This is a genomic window from Microbacterium sp. W4I20, from assembly GCF_030816505.1.
GTDB lineage: Bacteria > Actinomycetota > Actinomycetes > Actinomycetales > Microbacteriaceae > Microbacterium.
This window is the reverse complement of the sequence record NZ_JAUSYB010000001.1, coordinates 3,931,097-3,953,998: the sequence shown is the minus strand read 5'-3', so window position 1 is coordinate 3,953,998 and position 22,902 is coordinate 3,931,097. Positions and strand designations below refer to the sequence as shown.

Below are 22,902 nucleotides of genomic sequence, written 5' to 3'. Positions count from 1 at the left end.
CCTCTCAGCCAGCGAATCGCGACCGCAGTCGAAGCGGACAGCACCACTGCGGTCACATGAAAGTGTCTAGCAACTCCGGCGTCTCCGGAGTCGTGCCCGCCAGGAACTGCCAGACCGCTCTGTCCTGACCTTTCCAGTCCACGAAGGTGCTGAAGATGAAGCGCTTGATCTCGTGAACACCGTTGTGATCCGTCACCAGGATGTCCTTGTACTGCACTGGGTTGCCGTCTTTGTCGGTGCCTGCCGTCACCGGCCCGAACTCCTCCCCCGTCCAGGAGTTGATGATCCGGGTGATGGTGGTCAGAGGCGACATTGTCTCCAAGACCGCGTTGTACTCATTGCTCACCACTAGGCTGTCGCCACTCATGTAGTAATAGGCGGACACTGCTTTCTGTGCAGCATCAAAGTCGAAGTTCTCGGTGGTTCCGTCGCCCGCTCTTTGGAGGAAGAGCGCGCGCTGTACGTATTCGTACTGGTGGACGATGCTCGCCGCGCTGTTATCTACCGCCGCGACCTTCAGCGGGTTGTATGCGGTGATGTACTCGCCATCTGCATGCCGTTGCGAGATCTCGTCGTACTCCGGCCTGAGCACGTCTCCGAGGTAGAGCAAGCGGTCCGCGCGGTCCAAGAACTTGAACTCCGCGGCCGGGATGGCTTTCAGCTCTTTGATGCGATCCCGAATCGCCCGAATCTCCAGCTCTTCGGCGCTGGGCTGCTCCTCGGCTGCCGGTGTGCTCGGGGTTCTCAGTTCTTCCACCGGCTCTGGCTCCGACGCTGAGCACCCGGTGACGAGGGCCACGGAGAGTGCGAGCACGGCGCTCGTGGTGAGTAGACGAGGTGAACGCATCGAGAATCCTCCCAAGGAACGGAGCACCGCCCCAGACGGGCTCTGGTCGCAGTGTAGCGGTCAGCCCGATCCGGGAGTCGCCCCAGAATCGGTCAAGTAGCCCGGAGCCCGGCCGTTCACCCCATTCCCAAGGGTTTCTTACGCCAACTACCGAATCAGTGCCGGTTCCTGTGACGCGTGCGACTTCAACGTGCGGCGGCGCCGCATCGCGCGACGCCGCACACTACGCTCTCAGAAGTCCCAGTTATTGCCAGTGGAGGCTCGGAAGGGCGAAATCATGCGGCTTCTGCAGCCTGCTGCCTGCTCGTGCCTTCTGCGTGCCACTCGCGGTGTCCTACCGCTCTGGCCGCTGTCGCGGACCAGGAGCACTTCCCAGAGTTTACTCGTCGCGCATTAGCCTGAACAGTTCGACCCAACTTTCCGGCTCGACGCTAGCCAACGACTTCAACGGCGCGGACGACAGGGTCTGGTGCGTGAATTAATGAAGTAGAGCCTTCATCGGGCGGTGGAAGCGGGTCCGATAGTAGTACTTCTGTCAGTTAAGGCCGCCTGGCCCGCTTCGCTCCGGGACTGCTGCGATTATTCGAGGCCGGGTACCCTGCTGCTGGGTTTCCCGGCCTCTGTGATCATTCGTAGCGGAGTGAGGTCACCGGGTCGGCGCGTGCGGCACGGGCCGCGGGAAGAGTCCCAGCGAGGAATGCGATGCCCATAGCGGCCAGGATGATCAGCGCGATGGAGACCGGATCGAAGGCGATCAGCGTGAGGCCTGGCAGGCTTGTGAGAAGTCCGCCCGAGAGCGCGGAGCTGACCACGCTGCCGACCAGGATCGCGATGACCACGCCGACGGCACTGCCGAGGAAGCCGATGAAGGCCGCCTCGAGGCTGAACAGTGAGAGGATCCGGCCGCTCCCCATTCCCATGGCCTTCATGAGCCCGACCTCTCGGGTGCGCTCCTGCACTGACATGAATAGCGTGTTGACGATGCCGAAGCCTGCCGCCAGCAGCGCGATGATCGCGAGGGCGTTGAGCACGAGAACAATGCCGTCGATGACTGCGGTGACGGCGCCGAGCTGGTCGGCGACGGTGGTGCCCCTGAAGCCGGCGTCGGCTAGCGCTCTCGGAGGGCGGCGATCTCGTAATCGGTGGCGTCGGGGCTGAACCAGATGCCCGCCTGCGCATACTGTTCGGTCTCCTCGGGCGACAGCCCGGTGCTCTGCGCCGCGTACAGCGCGTCCGTGAGGGCATCGTTTGTCTTCACCGACACCCCGCAGGGGATGCCAGCGCCGCGTCGGCGACTCCGGCCACTGTCGCGTCGACCACGTGCTGGGCACGGTCCGCGTCGGTGACCGCGATTGACATCCTCTGAGGAACTACAGTGCGTATGGGTCCTTGGCAATCTCCTGCGCCTGATCCGAGTCGAGCTGCTCAAGGGCACCGGCGAAGTTGTTCGGTGCGGCCCCTTCTCGTTCGTGAAGTCGAGTGGTGATCTGGTGCTGGCGCACCGATCTGCTCCAGCCATGACGTGCATCCTTCGCCGCGCACCAGTCGCGCAGCACCTGATCGTCAAGCTTGTCGAGCAGCTCGATCGCGTGGCCCCCGGCAATCGTGCAATGGGTCGTTGCACAAGATCGGTTTCATTGGGCCAGGCCTCAGCGAAGGCCCGCATGTAGAGCAGATTCCGGCGGGAGAAGTCTTTCATCGTGGTGAACTCGGCACGCAGATCTGTGGCAAGTCGATTCAGCACTTTCGTGCCCCAGCCCTCCTCCGCCTGCCGGTCCAGGATCGTGCGCCCGATGCGCCACCACAGCTGCAGGAGCTCGTTGCTGACCTTCCGCTGCGCCTCCGGGCGTGCGGCGCGCACGTGCTTCTTGAGGCCTTCGAGCGTGGCGGCGTAGTCGTCGGGCACCAGATCACTACCCCGCGGAGCCGGACAACCTCATCCACGACCGCCGACGTCCGCGCGTCTCTGGACGGCAGGATCGCCCGCTGCAAGATCCCCAAGCACGTCGTCGTGGTCGACGAGCTGCCGCGCACGACCGCCGGCAAGGTCCGCAAGGCCGACCTGCGCCTGCGTTTCACCCGCCCCAGCCCAAGAGTCGAGCGTGCGCGTGTCCGTGCAACGGCAAGATGTCACCGTGCCCGTCCGTCCTGCGTACTCTCGATTACATGACCTACATTTCCATCCTCCCCAAGAGTGAGACCATTCAGGCGCGAATCGCGGAGAGCGGCGAGGTCGCCATGGACCTGCTGTTCACCGCCACCCGAGAAGTTCTGGGGATCCCCGACAACGACATCATCGTGGAGTTGCACACGTCCACCACGATGGCATTCCAGCAGTCTGCCGTGAGCGCGCAGGTCGCACCGGACGCCGTCCTCGCGTTCGCGACCAGCGACCAGCACCTCCAGCCGCTCTTCCAGGCCCTCTGCGACCGGGTGGTCGAGGACTGGAGCGGGCTGTTCGAGGACATGAAGCTGGAAGTGTGGGTGAGCCTGATCGACGCGTCGGCGACCAACATCGAATGGTGACGAGCCCGACGACTGCTTCGGGCGGCGCGCCGCTCGGACCTCAGCGCCGACGGATCGCATGCCGTCGGCGGCGACCGCGTGGGTCGTAATGCGGTCGGCCACGATGTGCAGGCCGTAGCGCCAGTGCCACGAGCGTCCGAGCGACGAGGTCGGCGGTCAGCGTCGGGCGGAAGACGCCGGTCCGGATCCCTTCGTCGACCGCTCTGGGAATGGTGAACTCGAACGCCCGATCACCGACCTGCTCGACCCGCAGGCCCTTGGACTCGGGCGGCGCCCTAGCGCCGATCGGCATCGCCGGCCTGGCGCTGGGGGTCATACAGGGCGTCGCCGCCCAGTACGGCTACGGCGGCGCGGTCTACTTCGCGGAGGAGACCCGCAATCCGCGGCGCAACGTGGCCAGGGCGGTGCTCCTCTCCGCGCTGATCACGGTCGTCATCGAAGTGGTCCCCCTCGTGTTCGTCATGCTGGGTGCCGATTCGCTCGAGGGGCTCATCGGCTCGGAACCGCCGGTCCAGGCGTTCCTGGAGCAGCTCGCAGGACACGCGCTGTGGGTGTTCGTCTTGCTGTCGATCGCGCTGGCGATCCTGAACGCCAACATCGCGCTCAGTCTGCAGGCCGGCCGCCTTCTGTTCGTCGCCGCTCGAGACCGGGCGTTTCCCGCGGGAATCTCCCGGGTCCTCTCACGCGTCTCCGGATCGGCGCACATGCCCCGCGTGGCGACCGTCGTGATGGGGGTGGTCTCGGGCGTGTGCTGCGTGATCCCCATGACTGCTCCTCAGCGCGACCGGCTCGACCGCCGTGACGGGCCTCGCCTTCATCGCGATCGCCGCGATCGTGGTGCGCCGACAAGGCGGCGTCGATTCGCCGGACCTGTTCCGCATGCTGCTCTGGCCCCTGCCCGCCATGGTGGCACTCCTCGTGATCGCCGGCGTGATCGGCATCAGCCTGTTTTACCCCGAGCAGTGCGTGAGTCTTAGTGTCGCGGGAGGGGTCGCATCGCCGGTACGCGTACTACTTCGGCTATCTGCGCCCTCGCCAGGGCACGCAGTTCCTTCTGCTCGAGCCGGCCGACGACGACGACGCGCGGTCGCGGCGGGTGCTCAGCTCAGGCGAATCCTTCCGGAGCGGTGAGAGCTGGCCAGGTCACCGGGCAGTGCCCGGCCACGAGACGCGCACCCTCCCTCTCGGCGAGCGCGACCAGACGATTATGCGACTCGCGCACCGCCGGGGCGTCCGCCGCGACCGCATGCGTGCCCACCACCTGGTCGAGGTCGATGCCCGCCTGCAGGTCAATCGCGTCCATCGCGAACAGCCACGTGCCGGACTCTGCCATCGTGATCCGGTAGGACATGTGACCAGGAGTGTGGCCCGGCGTGCTGACGGCCTCGACGCCCGGGCCGATCACCGCGTCTCCGTCGAGGATGCGCCAGCGTATCGCCGGGTCCTCGTAGTCCTCTCGCAGGTAGGCGTCGTCTCGGCCAGCTGTGGTCAGTGCGAAGTCCCGTTCCCGTCGTTGGATGCAGACCTCGACGCCCGCCTCCGCCAGGTGCCGCAGACCTCCGGAGTGATCGAAGTGAAGGTGCGAGACGGCCGCCACGGCGATGTCGGAAGGCGTGAGCTCATGAGCTGCGAGCGCATCGAGCAGTGGGTCGCCGTCGGTGAGGAACTCCGGCAGCCCCGCCGGAGCGTAGAGCTCCCGATCAGGATTAGGCCCTCGGAATCGCCGGGCATCCGTGCCCGTGTCGAGCAGGACCCATCCGATATCCGTGTTCACCAGGATCGCGCACACCGGCTCTCGGAGAATTCGTTCGGAGCCACCCTCCATCGAGATGGACTCGGGGATCTGGTCCCAGGCGAGCGTCAGGCAGATCAGCCGCCGCGCCGTGGGACGCGTCGGTGAGACCGCGGGGATACGGCTGTTCATGAGTGCTTCTCTCGTCGTCGTTCCGGTGGATTCCGCGCCCAGGCGAGGCTCAGCGCCTCGACGAGTCGCATCAGGGACTCGCGGATCGCGGTGGTCTGCATACGGGTCAGTGCGTCGCTCGTCAGGTTGTCGACTTCGAGGCCGGCGATCGCGGCCATGATCAGTCGCGCGTCGGTCGTGGGCTCCGATGATCCGAGCCGCCGAAGGACGTTGGCCAGTTGCGCCTGCAGGGCCTGCAGCCAGGCCGTCGATGCCCGGGCGACCTCGGGGCGCCTGCTGGCCTCCACGAGGAACTCGTATTCGGCCACTAAGGAGTTCGCATCGTTCTGCAGCCCCTCGACGACGAAGTCGGTGAGTCGCTCGGCGAGATCAGTGCCGGACCCGGCGTCGCCGATCGACGAGATCGTCTGCACCACCCGCTGAAGTTCGCGCTGGGAGTGCGCGTCGAAGGCTTCGCCGATCAGCTGCTTCTTGTTCGCGAAGTAGTAGCCCACCGCGCCCAACGGAAGCCCCGCCTCGGTCGCGAGCGTGCGCATCGACAGGGCGGCGAGACCGTCGCGCCCGATGATGGTCAACGCGGCGTCGAGGATCCGGCTCTTGCGCTCGGCGCCCTTCTTGCTGGGCGGGTCGGTGGCAGTCGGCACGTCTTCCCTCTTCCGTTCGTCTCGAGTAGATCGATCGTACAACAAAGCCTCGCACTCCTTCCGGCTTTAAACGTACGAGCTGGCGCGCTGATGGTCTTCAATGTTGTACGATCGTTCCAATATCAGCGACGACCTGGGAGGCCCACCGTGGCTCAGACACGACAGCGCACGGCCATCATCACCGGAGCAGGCAGTGAACACGGGATCGGATTCGCCGCCGCTCGGGCCCTCGCGGGTGCGGGAATGCGCGTGGTCGTCACATCGACGACGGAGCGCATCTTCGAGCGGGTGTCCGCTCTGACCGACGCCGGCTTCGAGGCGGTGGGCGTCGTGGCCGACCTGACGCGGCAGTCCGGCGTCGACGACGTCATGGCGGCCGCCCACGGAGCGTTCGGCCCGGCCGATGTGCTCGTCAACAACGCGGGGATGACATCGATGTCCGACCCCGACGACCCCGGCTCCATCGACGACCTGTCGCTCGAGCGGTGGCAGGCCTCGATCGAGCGAAACCTGACCACGTCGTTCCTCATGATCCGGGCCGTGATCCCCGCGATGCGCGAGGCGCAGTACGGGCGCATCGTCAACGTGGCGTCGGTGTCGGGCCCCGTGCAGGCCTACGCCGGCGACGTCGCCTATCACGCGGCCAAGGCCGGGGTGGTCGGAATGACTCGGGCGACCGCGATCGACACCGCCGCGGCGGGGATCACGGTCAACGCCGTCGCTCCGGGCTGGATCGACACGGCATCCGCATCGGCGCACGAGCGGGCGATGGGCCAGGCGACGCCGGTCGGCCGATCCGGAAGGGCCGATGAGGTGGCCCACGCGATTGTCTTCCTCGCGAGTGAGGGGGCCTCGTACATCACCGGCCAGCTCGTCACGGTCGACGGCGCCAACTCCATCAATGAGGAGCGCGGCGCCTGACCCGTTCCGGCGGAGGCCGTAACGGCCCGGGTCCGTTCGGGACCCGGGCCGTTTCTCTCTGTCGTCAGCCGTGGGCGCCCGCCAGCACCACGCCCGCCGGTCGCTCGATCGGCGTGAACGTGCCCACGTGCGCCTCGACAGCGCGGGCGGCAGCGAGGGCGATGTGATCGCCGTTGCGTGCGGCGATCAGCTGCACGCCTGACGGAATCCCGTCGCCGTCGACTCCCGTCGGCACTGCGACCGACGGTAGACCGAGGAAGTTGACCGTCACGAGCAGACGGTGATCGCGCCAGAGCTGCGTGGTCGCCTCGGGGCCCGAGAGGTCGTAGCCGATGGCCGGCATACGGCGCGCCGAAACCGGGCCCAGCACGATCGGAAACTCGGCGTGGAACCTCTCCCACGCGGCGGAGATCAGCAGACGCTGCCCCCAGGCCGCAGAGTAGTCAGCGATCGATTCGAAGACCTCGGTTTCTTCGGCGTTGTCGAGAAAGTAGCGCGTCGCGCCCTCGCCGAGGGGCACGGACCGCCCACCCGGCTGGAACGTGCTCACGAACTCCGTGACCGACAGCCGGCGCCAGAGCAGAGCGGCCTCCTCGATCATCGGGGCCTCGACATCGACGACCTCCCACCCGTCCGCGGCGAGCGCGTCGGCCGCCACCGAGATCGCCTGGGCGACCTCCGGGTCCACCCCCCACCCGAGCGGGTCGCGCGAGACGGCGACACGACGTGGGCCGTCATAGCCGGAGGGATGCGGGATCGATGCCGCCGTCGGGTCCATGCCGTCAGCCCCGTGGATCAGAGAGAAGACGGTGTCGAGATCATCGATGTGGCGGGCGATCGGCCCGTTCACCGCGAAGAACTGCTCCGTCAGCGGCCAGGCCCCCACGGGAGCCGACGCAGGCACGCGCCCCGCCGTGGGGCGCAGCGCGCAGATCCCGGCGGCATACGCGGGCAGCCGCAGGGAGCCCCCGTAGTCGTTGCCCAGTCCGACGGCCGACATCCCGGTGGCGACGGCGACGCTGTCTCCGCCGCTGGAGCCGCCGGGGACCCGATCGCGGTCCCACGGGTTGTAGGTGCGGCCGAAGAGCTCGTTGTCGGTGTCCCAGCGCAGACCGGTGTCGGGCATGTTGCCGCGGCCGATCGGCACCGCATCCGCCTCGAGCAGTCGCCGCACCATCGTCGCATGTGCATCAGGGATCGCGTCCGCCAGGAATGCCCAGCCCTCGGTCGACGCCGACCAGGTGATGTCGATGTTCTCCTTGATCGAGATGGGCACGCCGGCGAGAGCACCGACCTCCTCCCCCGCGGCGATGCGGCGGTCGATCTGGTCGGCGAGATCGCGCGCCCGCTCGGGGAACACGACGGTGAGCGCCCCCAGGGAGCCGTTGAGCACGTCGATCCGATCGAGATGTGCGTCGATCACCTCACGAGCGGTTACCTCGCGCGCGCGGACGCGGCGGGCGATCTCTCGGGCGCTCAGCGTCCAGAGTGCGGTGCGGGTGTCGGTCATGGTGTGCCTCCTGTGGAGTCGGGCGCGGACGAAAGGGGTGCGAGGTCGGAGAGAGCGCGGGTGAAGGCGGGGCCTCCGGGCACGGAGTCCACCAGCGTGCGGGTGTAGTCGGAGCGGGGTCGCGAGAACACGCTGCGCACCGGACCCGCCTCGACGACGTCACCGTTGAGCAGCACGATCACGTCGTCGCAGATCTGGCTCACGACGGCGAGGTTGTGCGAGATGAAGAGCACGGTGAGTTGCAGCTCCCGACGGAGCCGCGCGAGGAGGACGAGGATCTCCGCCTGGGTCGAGACATCGAGCGCCGAGGTGATCTCGTCGGCGATGATCATGTCGGGGTCTGTGGCGAGTGCGCGCGCGATCGCGATGCGCTGCCGCTGGCCCCCGGAGAACTCGTGCGGGTACCGCTCGATCGCCGCGTCGTCGAGCGCCACGGTCGCGAGTGCCGCGGAGATGCGCTCGCGGTGCGGCGCCACGCGGGCCAGCACCGGGTCGAGCGCCTCGGCGAGTGTCTGACCGATCGTTCGTCGAGGGTCCAGCGACGAGTACGGATTCTGTGGGATGAGCTGGATGCGCCGGCGCACCGACCGCCGGGTCCGATGGTCCGCGCCGACGAGCTCCGTGCCCGCGAACCGGATCGACCCATGATCGGCCTGATGAATGCCGATGATGGTCTTGGCGATCGTCGACTTGCCGGACCCGGATTCACCGACGAGCGCCACGGTCGAGCCGCGGTGCAGCGACAGATCGATGCCGTTGAGGATCTTCGTCGCCCGGCGCCCGTGCCCGAGGGTCACATCGAGCCCTCGGACGTCGAGGATTGGATCAGCGGTCGCGGTCATAGGGAGACCTCCTCGGTGAGGGACGGGAGGACGAGCCTCGGAGTCGCGTCGAGCAGCGCCCGGGTGTACGGGTGCTGCACGTCGCGCGTCGCGAGCTGCGTTCCGGTGAGTCGTTCGACGATCTCGCCCTGACGCATCACGAGCACCCGATCGCAGAGCGCCTCGACCACACCGATGTCGTGTGAGATGAAGAGGATGGCGGTGCCTTCGCTCGTGTTGATGTGCTTGAGGTGTCGCAGGACCTCTGCCTGCACAGTCACGTCGAGCGCCGTCGTCGGCTCGTCAGCGATGATGAGCCGGGGGGTGGTGACGAGTGACGACGCGATGATCGCGCGCTGCAGCATCCCTCCCGACAACTGGAACGGGTGCTGCCCCATCCGCTCCTCCGGATTGCGGATCCGCATGCGGCGGAGGGCTTCGACCAGGGTCTCGGTCGCCTTCCGTCGTGACATCCCCAGATGCACGCGCGCGACCTCGGTGAGCTGCGCCCCCAGGCGCAACGCCGGGTTGAAGGTCGATCCGGGGTCTTGGTAGACCAGGCCGATCTCCTTGGCCAGGCGGCTGTGCTGCCGGGAGGACCGCAGATCCAGGTCGCCGAGACGCATCAGCCCCGACTCCACGGCGACGCCGTCGGGTTGGAGGCGGGCGAGACTCATCGCCGTCATCGACTTGCCCGACCCCGACTCCCCGACCAGCCCGAGGATCTCGCCGGACGCGATGTCGAAGTCGATGCCCTTGACGAGTTCGGTCCCGTTCGCTGCCGTCACCCTCAGGTCGCGGACCTCGACGAGTGCGTCGGGTGCGAGGGAGGCGACGGGTGCGATCCGCCGGGACCGAAGGCGAGCTCTCGGTTGCCGCCCCCACGGATCGATCCGCGCCGCCAGACCGTCACCGGTGAGCATGGCGGCCGCGCCGGCGAAGATCAGCATTACCGACGGCGCCACGACCAGCAGGGGCTGAGAGTAGATCGCCGGCAGTCCCTCGTTGAGCAGTCGACCCCAGTCGTAGTTCGGGCTCTGCACCCCGAGTCCCACGAACGACAGGCTCGAGATGTCGAGTAGCGAGAGTGCGAAGCTCGAGGCGATGAGGACGAGCAGCGGTCCGCCGATGTTGGGCAGCAGGTGCCGGACGAAGAGCATCGGTCCGGGCGCTCCCAGAAGGCGCGCTGTCCCGACGAAGTCCTTGTGGGCGACCGACGCGGTCATGTTCGAGGTGATGCGTGCGAAGCCGGGGACACCGGCGATGCCGATGGCGATGATCGCCGACGACGTGGCCGGGCCCAGGATGGCGGCGATGACCAGCGCCAGGATGATCGAGGGGAACGCGACGGTGGAGTCGATGATCCGCAGCACCGCCTCGCGCAGCCGACGCGGCGCCAGCCAGATCAGCGCGCCGATCAGCACGCCTGCGACCACGGCGATCGCCGTTGCCCCGGCCGCCATCACCAGCGTCAGCCGGGTCGCGACGAGCGAGCGAGCGAGGATGTCGCGACCGAAGTCGTCGGTTCCGAGCCAATGCGCGGCGGACGGCTGCGCGCGGGTGTCCGGTGTGAGGGTGTTCGCGGCTCCGCTCAGGAAGACCGGAGCGAGGAGCGCGACGAGCACCAGGGCGCTCAGCATGGCGATCCCGACGATCAGCGGCACCGGGACGTAGCGACGGCGGTCAGTCATTGGTCGGCCCACCCAGGGTTCGGGGGTCGATGAGACCCAGAAGGATGTCGATCACCAGATTGATGACGATGGCGATGGCGCCGATCGTCAGCACGATGCCCTGGATGACCGGGTAATCGCGATAGATGATGGCCTGCACCACCTCCATGCCGAGACCCGGAAGGCTGAAGACGCTCTCGATGATGACGGCGCCGCCGAGCAACCCCGCCAGGATCAGCCCCGTGAGGGTGAGCGTCGAGGCCATCAGATTCGGCAGCGCATGCTGCAGGTACAGGCGAGCGGAGCCGATGCGCCGCCCTCGCGCCGTGCGGATGTAGTCCTGCTGCAGCACCTCGAATGTCTCCTGACGCACGACGCGCGCGACGGCGAACGTGGGTCCGATCGCGAGGGCGGCGATCGGGAGGACGAACGCGCCGGCGGTGGTCGCGCCGCCGGCGGGGAGCACCCGCAGCCAGATCGCGAAGACGATCACGAGCAGGCTCGCGGCCACGTACGCGGGAAAGGAGGCGAAGAATCCCGCCACCACACCGAATCCGGTGGCCAGAAGAGGGCGCCGACCGCCGCAGGTGAGGACCCCGACGAGCATTCCCAGCGGGATCGAGATCAGCACCACCACGGCGATCGACCCGAAGGCGAGAGCGGCCGTGTAGGGCAGCTTCGTCGCGATCGTCTCGGTGACCGGGGTGGAGTAGCGGAAGCTCTCCCCCAGATCGAAGGTGGCGAGGCCCTGCACGTAGAGACCGAACTGGTTCCACAGCGGCAGATCGAGGTGGAGCCGCTCACGTACCGTGGCAATCGCGGCCGGAGTTGCGTCCGGCCCCAGGATCGCCAGCGCCGGATCGCCGGGTATCAGCGGGACGATCAGGAACGTCAGCACCGCCAGCAGCCCCAGTGAGAGGACGAGTCCCCCCAGACGGCGCAGGGCGAAGGTGCCCCAGGAGCTCTGGGCGCGGCGACGACGGACGACGATCGCCGTCGTGTCCGTGCGGGTCGCCGGCTCGATGCGGGTCGACAGGTCTGCGCCGGACACGGGCGTCAGTCCACGATCCGGAAGATCGGATCGTCGAGGGATCCACCGAGCATCTGCACCGTGAAGCCAGGGCGCTGCACGTAGATGAATGCGTCGTTGATCAGCGGCATCACGTTGAGGTTCTCCACCAGCGCGTTCACCGCGCTGTTCAGAGCCGCGCAGCGTTCCTCTTCGGTGGGGGCGGTCAGCGCAGTCGAGTAGGCCTCGTTCGCTTCCGCGTTCGCAGCGGCTCCGACGTTCCCGCCACCCTCCCCGATGGTCGGTCCGACGAAGCTGCCGAGAGGACTCGTCAGGGATCCGAGGAAGTTGAGGTCGGCGAACATCGTGAGGTCCCATCCGTCCGGCTCGCCGAACACCGTGGCGATCCAGCTGCCGACGTCGGTGTTCTCGATCGTGACCTCGGCACCTGCTGCGCGCAGCGCCTCGGCGATGTACTCGTTGCCGGCGCCGGCCGGACCGGCGATGGTCGGGCCGATGAAGCGGATGCTGAGACCGTCGAGGGCGGCTGTCGCGGCCGCCACGTCCTGCTCCGGGATCGGGGTGTTCGCCTCGGCGACGCACGGCGTCAAATCCGAGGCCAGGGAGGTCGCGATCTCGCCCGTCCCCAGGGATGTCACCTCTTCGAACATCGCGCGATCGATCGCCTGGGCGACTCCGAGGCGCAGGGCGGGATCGGTGAAGACGCTGCTGGGCCGCTCGTTGAACATGAGGTAGAAGTCGGAGAAGCGGTTGACCGAGACCTCGTACCCGTCCATCGTGTCGAAGCGTTCGATCGCCTGCGCCTGGATCTTGGCGATGTCGAGCTGACCGCTGATCACGAGGTTCGCCGTCGCCGTGGAGTCGGGCGAGACCACGTACTCGAGCGTCTTCGCCGGACTGCCGTCGATCGCGGTCTTCCATTTCGGCCAGGCGTCGTAGTCGTCCCGCAGGGTGTAGACGTACTTCACCCCAGGCTCGAAGGACTCGAGCGTGTACGGACCCGACTCGCTGCCCTCCACCGTTCCGGCCGCGAGACCCTGCGGGTCGGCCAGCCCGGCGGGGCAGATGATGCCGGTCGACGAGACGCTGAGGCCGGTCATCAGGTCCGGCCACGGGGCACCGAGATCGATCGTCACTGTGCCCGCGTCGTCGTCGGCCGTGATCGTCGGCGGAGTACCGCCGAAGACTTGACCCGCCACGGTGGCGCCGCTGTCCGGCCGCGCGAGGTAAACGAGGGAGTCCTTGACGACGGTCGGCGTGATCTCGGTGCCGTCCGCGCACGTCGCTCCGTCGCGGATCGTGAGGACGGCCTGCGTGGGAGTGGCCGTCCACTCGCTCGCCAACCCGGGGACCAGCCCGCCCTCGTCACGACGGACGAGCGTGTCGTAGCCCGTGCGGGCGAGCAGGTTGTCGGGAAGTGACAGGGTCACGCTCGGGTCGAAGGTCGCCGGGATATCGATGGTCGTGCGGATCGTGTCGGTGGATTCAGAGTCGCCGCCTCCGCCGGCGCCGCACGCCGTGGTCGTCAGAGCGACCGCGGTGGTGAGCGCGACGGCGGCTACGAGGGTGTGTCGTCTGGACATGCTGTGCCTCTCGATGGATGGGGTAATGATGCGCTCGCGGGAGCGGGTCAGGCCTGTACTTCGAAGATGTCGATGGTCGCGTTGTCGGGATTCGTCACGCCGCGGCCGACGAAGACCGAACGGGTGAGCCACTGCAGGTCAGGAGCGGTGGTGCGAAAACGCGGGGTCGATTGGAAATAGCCCATCGCCTCTCCGGTCCCACCGGGAAGGTGACGGACGACGCCGACGTTGACGACGTCGACGATCTGGTCGCCGTCGGTGCGGATCAAGTAGCGCGCCTCGACGTCGTAGGCGTCGTCGGCTCGGGTGACGCACCAGTCGCCGCCTCCGGCGACGACGGTGCCGGAGACCTCGCCATCGACGGTGCCTCCGACGATCGGGATGAACTCGAGCAGCTCCGCGTCTCGCTTCTGCAGTGGAAGATAGGATCCGACCTCTGCGACGATCCGGAAGACGAACCGGAGGTGTGGAGCAACGGAGGGGTTCATGGTTCGTCCAATCTCGATCGCAGCATTGCGTGTTGAGACGAGTATGGGGATAGTTAAAGGTATAGTCAATGCTGTTCACTAAAAAGAAACAACAGCGGAACATGACAAGAACTACGACGACCGCAGATCGCGGACGCCAGCGGGGGGATCAGTGGTGAATTCAGAAGTGCGACCTCGGCGCAAGCGCGGGTCTCTCTCCCGAGAGGAGATTGTGACCGCAGCTCTGCGCATCATGGACGCCGAGGGCGAACCAGCCCTGACGTTCTCGCGACTCGGCGAGGAGCTGAAGGCATCGCCGACGGCGGTGTACCGCCATTTCGCGAGTCGCCATGACGTGCTCACCGCACTGGCCGATCACCTCGACGGGCTCTCGCTCGAGGGCTACGAGCCCACCGACGAATGGCGCGCCGACCTCGAGGCGCTGGCCTGGCGTGCCTGGCGCACGGCGACGTCACACCCGGCCGCGGCGGCGACGTCGTTCTCACTCGTCACCAACAGCCTGAACGAGCTACGCGCGGTCGAGTGGGTGCTCCGTGCGCTCCACCAGGCCGGCCTGCAGGGGCGGGCGGCGGTCATCCAGTACCAGGTCTACTCGAACCTCGTGCTCGGATCCGCCAGCGCGGAGGGCGCGCGGCTCAGTTCGCACGACGCCCGACAGGATGAGACCGGCTGGGTCCAGGTTTACGCCCCGAAGGACCCCAGCCAGTTTCCCTACGCGGAGGCGGCGAAGGCCGATCTCGCGCACGTGGACGCCGACGAGGTCTTCGCCAAGCAGGTGGAGATGTACCTGGATGCACTCGCGCTGCTCGGAGGCCGCGACTGACGCGGTCACGGCACGCCAGTCGCGGCCTCGCCGCGCGGCCGGGTTAGAGCACCTTCGACAAGAACTGCCGCGTGCGCTCCTGCTGCGGTTCCGTAAACACCTGAGACGGCGTGCCGCTCTCGATGATGCGCCCCGCATCCATCACGGCGACTCGGTCGGCGACCTCGCGGGTGAATCCCATCTCGTGACTGACGATGATCATCGTCATGCCGGCCAGTGCGAGGTCCTTCATGACCGCGAGCACCTCGCCCACCATCTCCGGGTCGAGCGCACTCGTGGGCTCATCGAAGAGCATCAGCGCGGGGCGCATGGCGAGCGCTCGGGCGATCGCCACGCGCTGCTGCTGCCCGCCCGAGAGCGAGCGCGGCCGCACGTCGGCCTTGTCCGCGAGACCGACGCGCGCGAGGAGCTCACGGGCGTAGGCAACGGCCTCGGCCTTCTTCTCGTGCTTGACGTTTACGGGCGAGTTCCACACGTTCTCGAGCACGGTCATGTGCGGGAACAGGTTGAAGTGCTGGAACACGAACCCGATGTCTGCGCGCTGACGGGCGAGCTGGCGCGCCGAGAGCTCCATGAGGCGGCCGCCGCGTCCTTCTCGGGAGCCCAGGCGTTCGCCATTCACGAAGATCTCGCCGGAGTCGACGCCCTCCAGCCGATTGAGCGTCCGCAGGAAGGTCGTCTTGCCTGCGCCGGAGGGGCCGACGAGCACGACGACCTCTCCGGCCTCGACCTCGAGGTCCACATCGGTCAGGATGCGACGGTCACCGAACGACTTCGTGACCTTCTCGGCACGCACGATCGGTCCGGCGGGCACGGTGCTGACAGGGGTGGTGAACGTACTGGTCATGGCGATCCTCACGCGGCTTCTACCGGCTGCGACTGCAGTGCGGGGGTGCTGGCGGCTGTCCGGCGCGGGGTGCGCAGACCGAACAGGCGCTTCCAGATCGACTCCGCGGGCGGGAGGCCTGCCCGCGCATTGAGCACGTTCTCGATCCATGTCTGCACGATCGTCCAGACCGTCGTCAAGGCGAGGTAATAGAGCGCGACGACAAGATAGATCTCGAACACCTTGAAGGTGGCGGCGCTCATGGTCGCTCCGGCCTGGAACATCTCGGCGACGCCGATGACAGACAGGACGGAGGTCTGCTTCATCAGGCCGTTGAAGGAGTTTCCGAGCGGAGGCACCATCACGCGGATGGCCTGCGGCACGATGATGCGTCGCATCGCCGCTCCCGGCGTCATGCCGAGCGACAGCGCGGCCTCATTCTGACCGCGGTCGACCGACTCGAGGCCAGAGCGGACGATCTCCGAGATGTAGGCGCTCTCGTTCAGCATGAGTCCGACGATCGCCGCCTGGACCGCCCCTTTGATCAACGCGCCGGCGATGTCCTGATCCTCGAACCGGAAGAGTCCGATCGCAGCGAAGCCGGTGTACAGGATGACCAGTTGCACAAGCAGCGGCGTGCCCCGGATCACCCAGATGTAGAAGCTCGAGAACAGCCGTAGGACCAGGAAGCGGCTGCGCCCCAGGAGGGCGATGCACAGCCCCAGGATGAGTGCCAGCACCATCGCGACCACCGAGATGATCACGGTCAGCGCGACGCCGCTGAGGAACCGGGGGCTGGGAACCAGAAGGCTCTCCCAGAAGTACGACCAGTCGAAGTTCATGAGATCTCTCTTTCAGAACGGCGCGGTACGGCCGCGCCCGTCGCGATGGTCAGGATGTGGCTTTCGCGATGTCGAGGGACTCGAATCCCCAGGTCTCGAGGATGCTCTGGTACGTGTTGTCTTCCTGGACAGCGGCGAACGCCTCCGCGAGAGCGTCGTGCAGAGCCGTGTTGTCCTTCAGCGAGGCCGCACCGATCTTGATCTCTCCCACCGGCTCACCCACCGGGATCAGCTGCCCCTCGGACTGCTTGGAGAAGTAGGCCGCGCCCTCCGCTGTGTCGAGGTAGAAGTCCTGCTGTCCGGCGATCACCTGCTGCAGGGCGTCGGACGCCTTATCCGTCAGGGTGATGGTGATCTCTTCCTCGCCGTCGGCCGTGCATGCGGCGGACTGCTCGTCGAGCAGCCCAGCACCGGTGGCGCCGTTGATGCCGATGGCTTTCTTCCCGCACAGGCTCTCGTCATATCCCGTGATCTCGGCCGGGTTGTCCGCCGCCACGAGGATGCCGGAGCCCGATAGGAGGTAGGGCACGAAGCTCGCGATCTCCTCGCGCTCCGGCTTGATGTACAGCGACGAGATGATCGTGTCGCACTGCTGGGCCTGGAGAGCGGGGATCAAACCAGCGAAGGAGTACTCGCTGAAACTGAGTTCCAGATCCATCTTCTTCGCCATGTCCTTCGCGAGGTCGACCTCGACGCCGACGGGTGTTCCGTCCGCCTCGGCGAACACATTCGGGGGAGCCTCCAGGTTGACGCAGACCGTGAGGGTGCCCGGTTTGATGAGACCCAGTTCGTCGCCTCCCTCGCCGCTTGAGGAGGAGGTGGTGCCGGACGAGCCGGCACATCCGGCCAACAGGACGGTGATTGCGGCGACGCCGGTCAATGCGGCGAATCGGGTGTGCAACATATCGGTTCCTCACTCATGTGCTCCGTGCAACGGATCGATTGGAGGGAGTTTGACAGTTGGTAGGACCAACTGTCAAGCTGTCTTTATTCGATGCGGAAACGAGGTCTCCATGGAATGGTCGACACTGCGCAGGTCCCCCGCGCTGTCTCTCCCCGATCGGCTGTCGCTCGACATCGAGCGCACGATCCTCGAGGGTGAGATGAAGCCGGGAGACCGTCTGCCGAGCGAGCAGGCGCTCGCTGAGCAGCTCGGTGTCTCCCGCGTCTCGGTCCGACAGGCCCTCCATGAACTGGAGCAGCGAGGTCTCATCGATCGCAAGCCTGGCCGCGGCACGACGGTGCGCGCCAGCGCGCTGCAGTCGGGCAGTGCCGCGCACTCCCTGGCAGCACTGCTGACGGCCACGACGGGTCGCGGCACCGAGCTGACGCAGATCATGGAGCTCCGGGCCCTGATCGAGCCGCCGATCGCTGCGCTCGCCGCCGCACGGGTCACGCCGCGTGACATCGAGCAGCTGCGCACGTTCATCGCAGACATGGAGAACGAGACCGACCTCGCGCGATACTCGGACCTCGACCGCGCCTTCCACCAGGCGATCTCGCAATACACACACAATCCGCTCATGGCCCAGCTCACCGATCTGATCGCGACGCAGATCGCGCCGAGCCGACGGCGGACTCTGCAGACGCCCGAGCGCCGCCACATCTCGAACAGCGGGCACCGCCTGATCTTCGCCGCCATCGAGAAGCAGGACAGTGAAGCGGCAGAAGCCGCCGCCCGCGCTCACGTCGAAACCGTGTTCGAGCAGATCCTGCGCGCGGCCGCGTCGAACGAGACCACCCCGGAGACGAACGCGTGACCGGCGCCATCTCCTCCTCGCACTACCTTGCCACCGAAGCAGGCGAACGCGCCCTGCGCGCCGGCGGCTCCGCCGTCGACGCGGCTATCAGCGCGGCGGCCGTGCTCTGCGCCGTGTACCCGAACAACGTGGCGCTGGGCGGCGACCTGGTCGCGCTGGTGCGGGATCCTTCTGGCGGAATCCGCTTCATCAACGCCACCGGCCGTGCACCACGCACCCAGCGACTCGAGACTCTCCGCAGGCGATACGGCGACCGCTTGCCCGCCCGCGGCATCGACACGGTGACCATTCCCGGCGGGGTCGCCGGCTGGGGCGTCCTGCACGACGCGGGCGGACGCCTCGCCCTCGCAGACCTGCTGGAACCGGCGCGCACGCTCGCCGAGGCGGCACCGGTCTCCCGCTCCGTCGGAGCGGCTATCCGCACCGACGCCGACGCCCTCACCGCCGACCCGGGCTGCTCTGCGATCTTCTTCCCCGCGGGCCGCGCGCTCGTCGAGGGAGACACGCTTCGCCAACCGGCGCTCGCCCGCACGTTCCGCGAGCTGCAGGAACAAGGTCTCGACGCGTTCTACCGGGGGCAACTCGCCGAGCGCTGGGTGGCGGGACTGCGTGCCGCGGGATCGCTCATCGACGTCGACGACGCCTCCGACTACCGGCCGACGGTCTCCGAGCCGCTGAGTCGTCGAGTCTTCGGGCTCGACATCCACACCGGGCGCCCGAACTCGCAGGGCTTCGCCTTCCTCCGCAATGCGATCGCCGCGGCCGACGCCGGGATCGCCGACGCGCTCGGCGCCGACGCCGGACGGCTCGCCCAGGCGTTCTACGCGAGCAACGGCGTTCGTCGTGCCTGGCTCTCCGACCCTGACACCGCAGCCCACGACGCCGACGCACTCGTCGACATGCCCGATATACACGTCGATCAGCCCTACCCGAGCGCCCCGGCCCACGGCGACACCGTGGGCCTGGTCGCCACCGACGATGACGGCTGGGCCGTGTCACTCGTGCAGTCGGTGTTCTGGTCCTTCGGCTCCTGCGTTCTCGAGCCCGACACCGGCATCCTGTTCCAGAACCGCGGCACGTCGTTCTCCCTCGAACCCGAACACCCCGCCGCGTGGGGACCCTCGCGGCGCCCTCCGCACACGCTCATGCCCGTGCTTGTCGAACGCGACGGCGAACTGGCATACGCCGGCGCGACCATGGGCGGACAGGCGCAGGCGCAGATCCACACGCATCTGCTGCTGCGCGTGCTCACCGGTGCCTCCGCGCTGGAGGCGACCTCGTCGCCGCGCTGGGTCGTCGGCATTCAGGACGACGGCGACGTCGAGGAGACCGTGACCGTCGAGACCGACGTCCCCCGGGCCGCTCGCGACGCTCTCTCCGCCGCCGGCCTCCGGGTACGCATCGTCCCGCCGCGCGACGAGGTCCTGGGGCACAGCAATCTGATCGTGGCCACCGAATACGGATGGGACGCGGCGAGCGATCCGCGTTCGGACGGCTCGGCGATCGTGGTCGACACGGAGACGATAGGGGCACGGCGATGATCGGTTCCGCAGCGAGTCCGGCGGCTCCGGAGCTGGCCCCGCGCGCGCCGGTCCTCGCGCTCATCGCGCTCGGGCTGGTGGCAGGATTCCTGTCAGGTCTCTTCGGGATCGGCGGCGGGATCATCGTCGTACCGGCACTCCTGATGCTGGGGTACGACCAGCGCCGTGCCGCCGGCACGTCCGTCGCGGCCATCCTTCCCCCCTCGATCGTGGGCACCGTCGGATACGCGCTGACCGGACACATCGACTGGATCGCGGGCATCGCGCTTGCGGTCGGCGTGGTCATCGGAGCGCAGGTCGGCAGCTACCTGCTGGCGCGACTCTCGCGTCCCGCGCTTTTCTGGTCGTTCCTGTTGTTCCTGATCTTCTCGGCCGCCAGCCTGTGGTTCAGCGTGCCCTCTCGGGACGACTCGATCGCCATCACCGTCTGGACCGTACTCGCGCTGATTGGCGCCGGCGTCGTCACCGGCATCCTGTCGGGCGTGCTGGGCGTGGGCGGCGGAGTCATCGTGGTCCCTGCGCTGATGTTCTTCTTCGGCGCGAGCGACCTCATCGCCAAGGGCACCTCGCTCTTCATGATGATCCCCGGCTCGCTGTCGGCCACGCTGGGCAATATGCGCCGCAAGAACGTCGACCTGCGCGGCGGACTGTTCGTGGGAGCCACCGCGTGCCTCGCGTCGCCGCTCGGCCTGCTCACGGCCACGGCCATCACACCGCTCTGGTCGAATATCGCCTTCTCGGTGCTGATCGCCGCGATCACCGTGCAGCTGATCGTGCGCAATCTACGGCGCCGCTGAGGACGAGGATCCTACGGCTGCGGGTATCAGCTCCAGTAGCCGTCGGGAGCGATCGGCACGGCTGCGAAGTCGCTCTCATGCGTGCAGATCAGCTCGGCTCCGACCTCGCGCTCGAGGGCTTCGACCCGCTCCCAGCTCGCCACCATGGCGTCTGGGCTCCAGACGATCGCCGGCAGCCGCCTCTCACGCATCTTGCCGAGGTTGTAGGCGGCATCGCCGAGGAGCACGAGAGGGGCTCGTTCCTCGAAGGTGACGAGAAGCGACTGGTGGCCGCGTGTGTGGCCCGGCGTGGAGATGATCCGCACACGACCGTCTCCGAACAGGTCGTGATCGCCTTCCAACAGACGCCAGTCGAGATCATGCTCGAAGTCCTGCGGCATGTAGAGATCGGCCTGGTACGCCGGCGGATTCCGCGCGAAGTCGAGCTCGGTCGCCTGCACGTACACTGGTGCATGGGCGACGAACTCCAGGCCTCCGGCGTGGTCGAAGTGGAGATGTGAGGGCACCACCGCGTCGATGTCCTCCGGCCGCAGGCCCAGCTTCTGCAGCTGCCCGACGAGATCACCCCCCTCGTACATCTCGATCGGGAACGCCTCCGCCGCGGAGGCCCCCCAGCGCTGTGCCAGATCGGGATGCAGGCCCGTGTCGAACAGCACCCGCCCCTGCGGGTGCTCCACCAGATAGAAGAAGTACGGGCTGTACTGCTTCGTCCCGACGTTCTCGTCGAGCGGATCGTTGATCGCGAGATCGGCGTAGTCGCCGCCGTTCAGAAATGCGTGGACCTTCATCGCCGTTCCCCTTCCACGCGATCGGATCGCGTCGTTCGTGTGCCGACGGATTCGGTGTGCTGCGGCCACGCACGCAGGGCGATCAGATAGATCGCGGCCGTCACCGCCATAGGCACGAGCATGCTGACGTCGATGCCCTCCGCGATGTTGGCGAACGGCCCCCACGTACAGCGGGGCACCGTTGACGGTGAGCACTCCCAGCACGGAGCCCACGGCCCAGGCGGCCGCAGCGGGCACGTTCCAGCCGCCGGTGAACCAGTACCGACCGCCTCGACGTCCGTCGGCGAACGCCTGCAGGTCGTCGGGATCGTAGCCACGAGAGCGAGCCCGAAGGGCGCCGATGGCGAGGATGACCACCCAGGGCGCCATAAGTGCGTTCAGGAGCAGAGTGGCGGCGGTGATGGAATCGACGGCGTCGAAGACGAAGGTCCCGACGTAGAGCAGGACGATGGCCAACCCCGCGGTGAGCAGAGTCGTCTGGACCCTGTTCAGGCGCGGGAGGACGCCCTCGAGATCCAGCCCGCTCGAGTACACGCAGAGCGTCCCCTGCCCGAGCCCGCCGAGGAGTCCGATAAGCAGGATGACGAAGACGTACCAGATCGGTGCCGCCTCGACGAGATTCGTCACGTACGATCCCGCGGTGATGTCGGCGAAGGCGGCCCCCGTGAACACTCCGAACAGGGAGGGGACGAAGGTCCCGACGATGAGGCCGAACGACAGCCAGAGCGCGACCGAGCGATCGCTGTGCCGCGCCGGCGAGATTCGCCGGGTGTAGTCGCCGATGTTCGGCGCGTAGGAGACCGGGCCGGCCGCGGAGAGGATGACGCAGAAGATCCAGGTCGGCCAGTACGACCCGAGCAGGTAGCCGCCGTCGACCGCAGCGCTCGGATCGAAGTCGCCCGCGAACGCGAAGACGCCCAGCAGCAGCGCGACCATGCCGACCAGGACGATGCCCTTCTCGAGAGCCACGATCGTGGCGTGACCGTACAGCGCCGCGAGAACGATGAGGACCGCGATGATCCCGTATCCGACCGCATAGGCTCCGTCGCCGGCAGTGGTGCCGAGGAGCCGACTGAACGCTGAGACGATCGCGTCACCGCTGGTCCAGACGGTGAGTGCCGCGAACATGAGTGCGATGGCCAACGTCAGCGCCGATCCGATGAAGCGACCGCGGATGCCGAAGAACGCGCCGCTCGAGACGGTCAGGTTCGTGCCCGTCCGGGGCCCGATGAGGCCGAGTGCGACGACGACGAGGGTGCCCAGCACCTTGCCTACCAGCAGCGAGCTGATGTTGCTCCATAGCCCCATACCGAAGACGAACGGCAGCCAGCCGTAGAGGATCGTCCCGAAGGTGAGGTTCGCCCCGATGAAGACGAACGCGAGGTTCCGCGGATGCGAGTCGCGTTCTCCTTCGGGGATGTACTCGACACCACGGCGCTCGATCTGCCCCCTGTGGTCGTCTCGCGTGCGGCCGCTTTCGGTCGCACTTCGCCTCGTCGCCATGGGGACCCCGTTCAGATTCGCGTGCATCCACGCCGGATCGGTCGACCGGCGGAGAAAA

General features: G+C 67.4%; 22 protein-coding genes and 1 pseudogene. 7 read left to right on the top strand and 16 right to left on the bottom strand.

Translation table 11 applies throughout. From position 1 onward, the window contains the following. Positions 1-52 precede the first annotated feature (52 nt). The 4 genes and pseudogenes from QFZ21_RS19230 to QFZ21_RS21135 form a co-directional block, all read right to left on the bottom strand. A complete protein-coding gene (locus QFZ21_RS19230) occupies positions 53-847 on the bottom strand; it encodes a hypothetical protein (protein WP_307380740.1) in 795 nt (264 codons plus the stop codon). Between the two features lie 626 nt (positions 848-1,473). Beyond that, positions 1,474-1,878: an ABC transporter permease gene (locus tag QFZ21_RS19225; protein WP_307380739.1), complete on the bottom strand. Its 405-nt coding sequence runs from the start codon at positions 1,876-1,878 to the stop codon at positions 1,474-1,476. 77 nt (positions 1,879-1,955) lie between these two features. Then, positions 1,956-2,105 carry a hypothetical protein gene (locus QFZ21_RS19220; RefSeq protein ID WP_307380737.1) on the bottom strand — a complete coding sequence of 50 codons (150 nt, stop codon included), beginning with the start codon at positions 2,103-2,105 and terminating at the stop codon, positions 1,956-1,958. A 399-nt stretch (positions 2,106-2,504) separates the two neighbouring features. Further along, positions 2,505-2,708 (bottom strand): annotated as a pseudogene (locus tag QFZ21_RS21135) (DUF1016 N-terminal domain-containing protein); the annotation flags it as partial. A gap of 305 nt (positions 2,709-3,013) precedes the next feature. Between QFZ21_RS21135 and QFZ21_RS19210 the strand changes: the two are divergent. Both QFZ21_RS19210 and QFZ21_RS19205 read left to right on the top strand, forming a co-directional pair. Continuing rightward, positions 3,014-3,373 (top strand): hypothetical protein, encoded by a 360-nt coding sequence (locus QFZ21_RS19210; RefSeq protein WP_307380733.1) that lies wholly within the window; start codon positions 3,014-3,016, stop codon positions 3,371-3,373. 209 nt (positions 3,374-3,582) lie between these two features. Continuing rightward, the gene (locus QFZ21_RS19205; protein WP_307380731.1) at positions 3,583-4,350 is read left to right on the top strand and encodes an APC family permease; all 768 of its coding nucleotides are present in this window, start codon (positions 3,583-3,585) and stop codon (positions 4,348-4,350) included. 128 nt (positions 4,351-4,478) lie between these two features. On the opposite strand, the gene QFZ21_RS19200 is transcribed toward QFZ21_RS19205, so the two are convergent. Together QFZ21_RS19200 and QFZ21_RS19195 are read right to left on the bottom strand one after the other, a co-directional pair. Then, a complete protein-coding gene (locus QFZ21_RS19200) occupies positions 4,479-5,297 on the bottom strand; it encodes an N-acyl homoserine lactonase family protein (RefSeq protein ID WP_307380730.1) in 819 nt (272 codons plus the stop codon). Beyond that, entirely contained in the window at positions 5,294-5,941 is a 648-nt protein-coding gene (locus QFZ21_RS19195; RefSeq protein ID WP_307380729.1) for a TetR/AcrR family transcriptional regulator, read from the bottom strand. The genes QFZ21_RS19200 and QFZ21_RS19195 overlap by 4 nt, the downstream gene beginning before the upstream one ends. Before the next feature lie 147 nt (positions 5,942-6,088). Between QFZ21_RS19195 and QFZ21_RS19190 the strand changes: the two genes are divergently transcribed. Then, the gene (locus QFZ21_RS19190) at positions 6,089-6,862 is read left to right on the top strand and encodes an SDR family NAD(P)-dependent oxidoreductase (protein WP_307380728.1); all 774 of its coding nucleotides are present in this window, start codon (positions 6,089-6,091) and stop codon (positions 6,860-6,862) included. Between the two features lie 64 nt (positions 6,863-6,926). Here QFZ21_RS19190 and QFZ21_RS19185 read toward each other — a convergent pair whose 3' ends face one another. From QFZ21_RS19185 to QFZ21_RS19160, 6 genes are read right to left on the bottom strand one after another with little or no spacing between them, the layout of a single operon-like run. Next, a complete protein-coding gene (locus tag QFZ21_RS19185) occupies positions 6,927-8,372 on the bottom strand; it encodes an amidase (protein ID WP_307380727.1) in 1,446 nt (481 codons plus the stop codon). Further along, positions 8,369-9,214 carry an ABC transporter ATP-binding protein gene (locus tag QFZ21_RS19180; protein WP_307380724.1) on the bottom strand — a complete coding sequence of 282 codons (846 nt, stop codon included), beginning with the start codon at positions 9,212-9,214 and terminating at the stop codon, positions 8,369-8,371. The genes QFZ21_RS19185 and QFZ21_RS19180 overlap by 4 nt, the downstream gene beginning before the upstream one ends. Next, entirely contained in the window at positions 9,211-10,884 is a 1,674-nt protein-coding gene (locus QFZ21_RS19175; protein WP_307380723.1) for a dipeptide/oligopeptide/nickel ABC transporter permease/ATP-binding protein, read from the bottom strand. Before QFZ21_RS19175 ends, QFZ21_RS19180 begins: the two co-directional genes overlap by 4 nt. After that, positions 10,877-11,914, bottom strand: coding sequence for an ABC transporter permease (locus QFZ21_RS19170; protein ID WP_307380721.1), 1,038 nt, complete (start codon positions 11,912-11,914; stop codon positions 10,877-10,879). The genes QFZ21_RS19175 and QFZ21_RS19170 overlap by 8 nt, the downstream gene beginning before the upstream one ends. A gap of 5 nt (positions 11,915-11,919) precedes the next feature. Continuing rightward, complete coding sequence (locus QFZ21_RS19165; RefSeq protein ID WP_307380719.1) at positions 11,920-13,476, bottom strand: ABC transporter substrate-binding protein; 1,557 nt, start codon at positions 13,474-13,476, stop codon at positions 11,920-11,922. A gap of 47 nt (positions 13,477-13,523) precedes the next feature. After that, positions 13,524-13,964, bottom strand: coding sequence for a DUF3237 family protein (locus tag QFZ21_RS19160; RefSeq protein ID WP_307380717.1), 441 nt, complete (start codon positions 13,962-13,964; stop codon positions 13,524-13,526). Between the two features lie 211 nt (positions 13,965-14,175). On the opposite strand from QFZ21_RS19160, the gene QFZ21_RS19155 reads away from it, so the two are divergent. Further along, the gene (locus tag QFZ21_RS19155; RefSeq protein ID WP_307380715.1) at positions 14,176-14,787 is read left to right on the top strand and encodes a TetR/AcrR family transcriptional regulator; all 612 of its coding nucleotides are present in this window, start codon (positions 14,176-14,178) and stop codon (positions 14,785-14,787) included. A 43-nt stretch (positions 14,788-14,830) separates the two neighbouring features. Here the strand turns inward: QFZ21_RS19155 and QFZ21_RS19150 are convergent, their stop codons facing one another. The 3 genes from QFZ21_RS19150 to QFZ21_RS19140 are packed head-to-tail and all read right to left on the bottom strand — an operon-like array spanning position 14,831 to position 17,359. Then, complete coding sequence (locus QFZ21_RS19150; RefSeq protein ID WP_307380714.1) at positions 14,831-15,634, bottom strand: amino acid ABC transporter ATP-binding protein; 804 nt, start codon at positions 15,632-15,634, stop codon at positions 14,831-14,833. 8 nt (positions 15,635-15,642) lie between these two features. Then, positions 15,643-16,455 carry an amino acid ABC transporter permease gene (locus tag QFZ21_RS19145; RefSeq protein ID WP_307380712.1) on the bottom strand — a complete coding sequence of 271 codons (813 nt, stop codon included), beginning with the start codon at positions 16,453-16,455 and terminating at the stop codon, positions 15,643-15,645. Positions 16,456-16,504: 49 nt separating this feature from the next. Then, positions 16,505-17,359, bottom strand: a complete 855-nt coding sequence (locus QFZ21_RS19140) for an ABC transporter substrate-binding protein (RefSeq protein WP_307380711.1) — start codon at positions 17,357-17,359, stop codon at positions 16,505-16,507. Positions 17,360-17,468: 109 nt separating this feature from the next. Between QFZ21_RS19140 and QFZ21_RS19135 the strand changes: the two genes are divergently transcribed. From QFZ21_RS19135 to QFZ21_RS19125, 3 genes are read left to right on the top strand one after another with little or no spacing between them, the layout of a single operon-like run. Beyond that, entirely contained in the window at positions 17,469-18,215 is a 747-nt protein-coding gene (locus tag QFZ21_RS19135; protein ID WP_307380710.1) for a FadR/GntR family transcriptional regulator, read from the top strand. Beyond that, positions 18,212-19,756: a gamma-glutamyltransferase family protein gene (locus QFZ21_RS19130; RefSeq protein ID WP_307380708.1), complete on the top strand. Its 1,545-nt coding sequence runs from the start codon at positions 18,212-18,214 to the stop codon at positions 19,754-19,756. Before QFZ21_RS19135 ends, QFZ21_RS19130 begins: the two co-directional genes overlap by 4 nt. Continuing rightward, positions 19,753-20,553: a sulfite exporter TauE/SafE family protein gene (locus QFZ21_RS19125; RefSeq protein ID WP_307380706.1), complete on the top strand. Its 801-nt coding sequence runs from the start codon at positions 19,753-19,755 to the stop codon at positions 20,551-20,553. The genes QFZ21_RS19130 and QFZ21_RS19125 overlap by 4 nt, the downstream gene beginning before the upstream one ends. A 26-nt stretch (positions 20,554-20,579) precedes the next feature. On the opposite strand, the gene QFZ21_RS19120 is transcribed toward QFZ21_RS19125, so the two are convergent. Then, complete coding sequence (locus QFZ21_RS19120) at positions 20,580-22,844, bottom strand: cytosine permease (RefSeq protein WP_307380704.1); 2,265 nt, start codon at positions 22,842-22,844, stop codon at positions 20,580-20,582. Between the last annotated feature and the right edge of the window lie 58 nt (positions 22,845-22,902).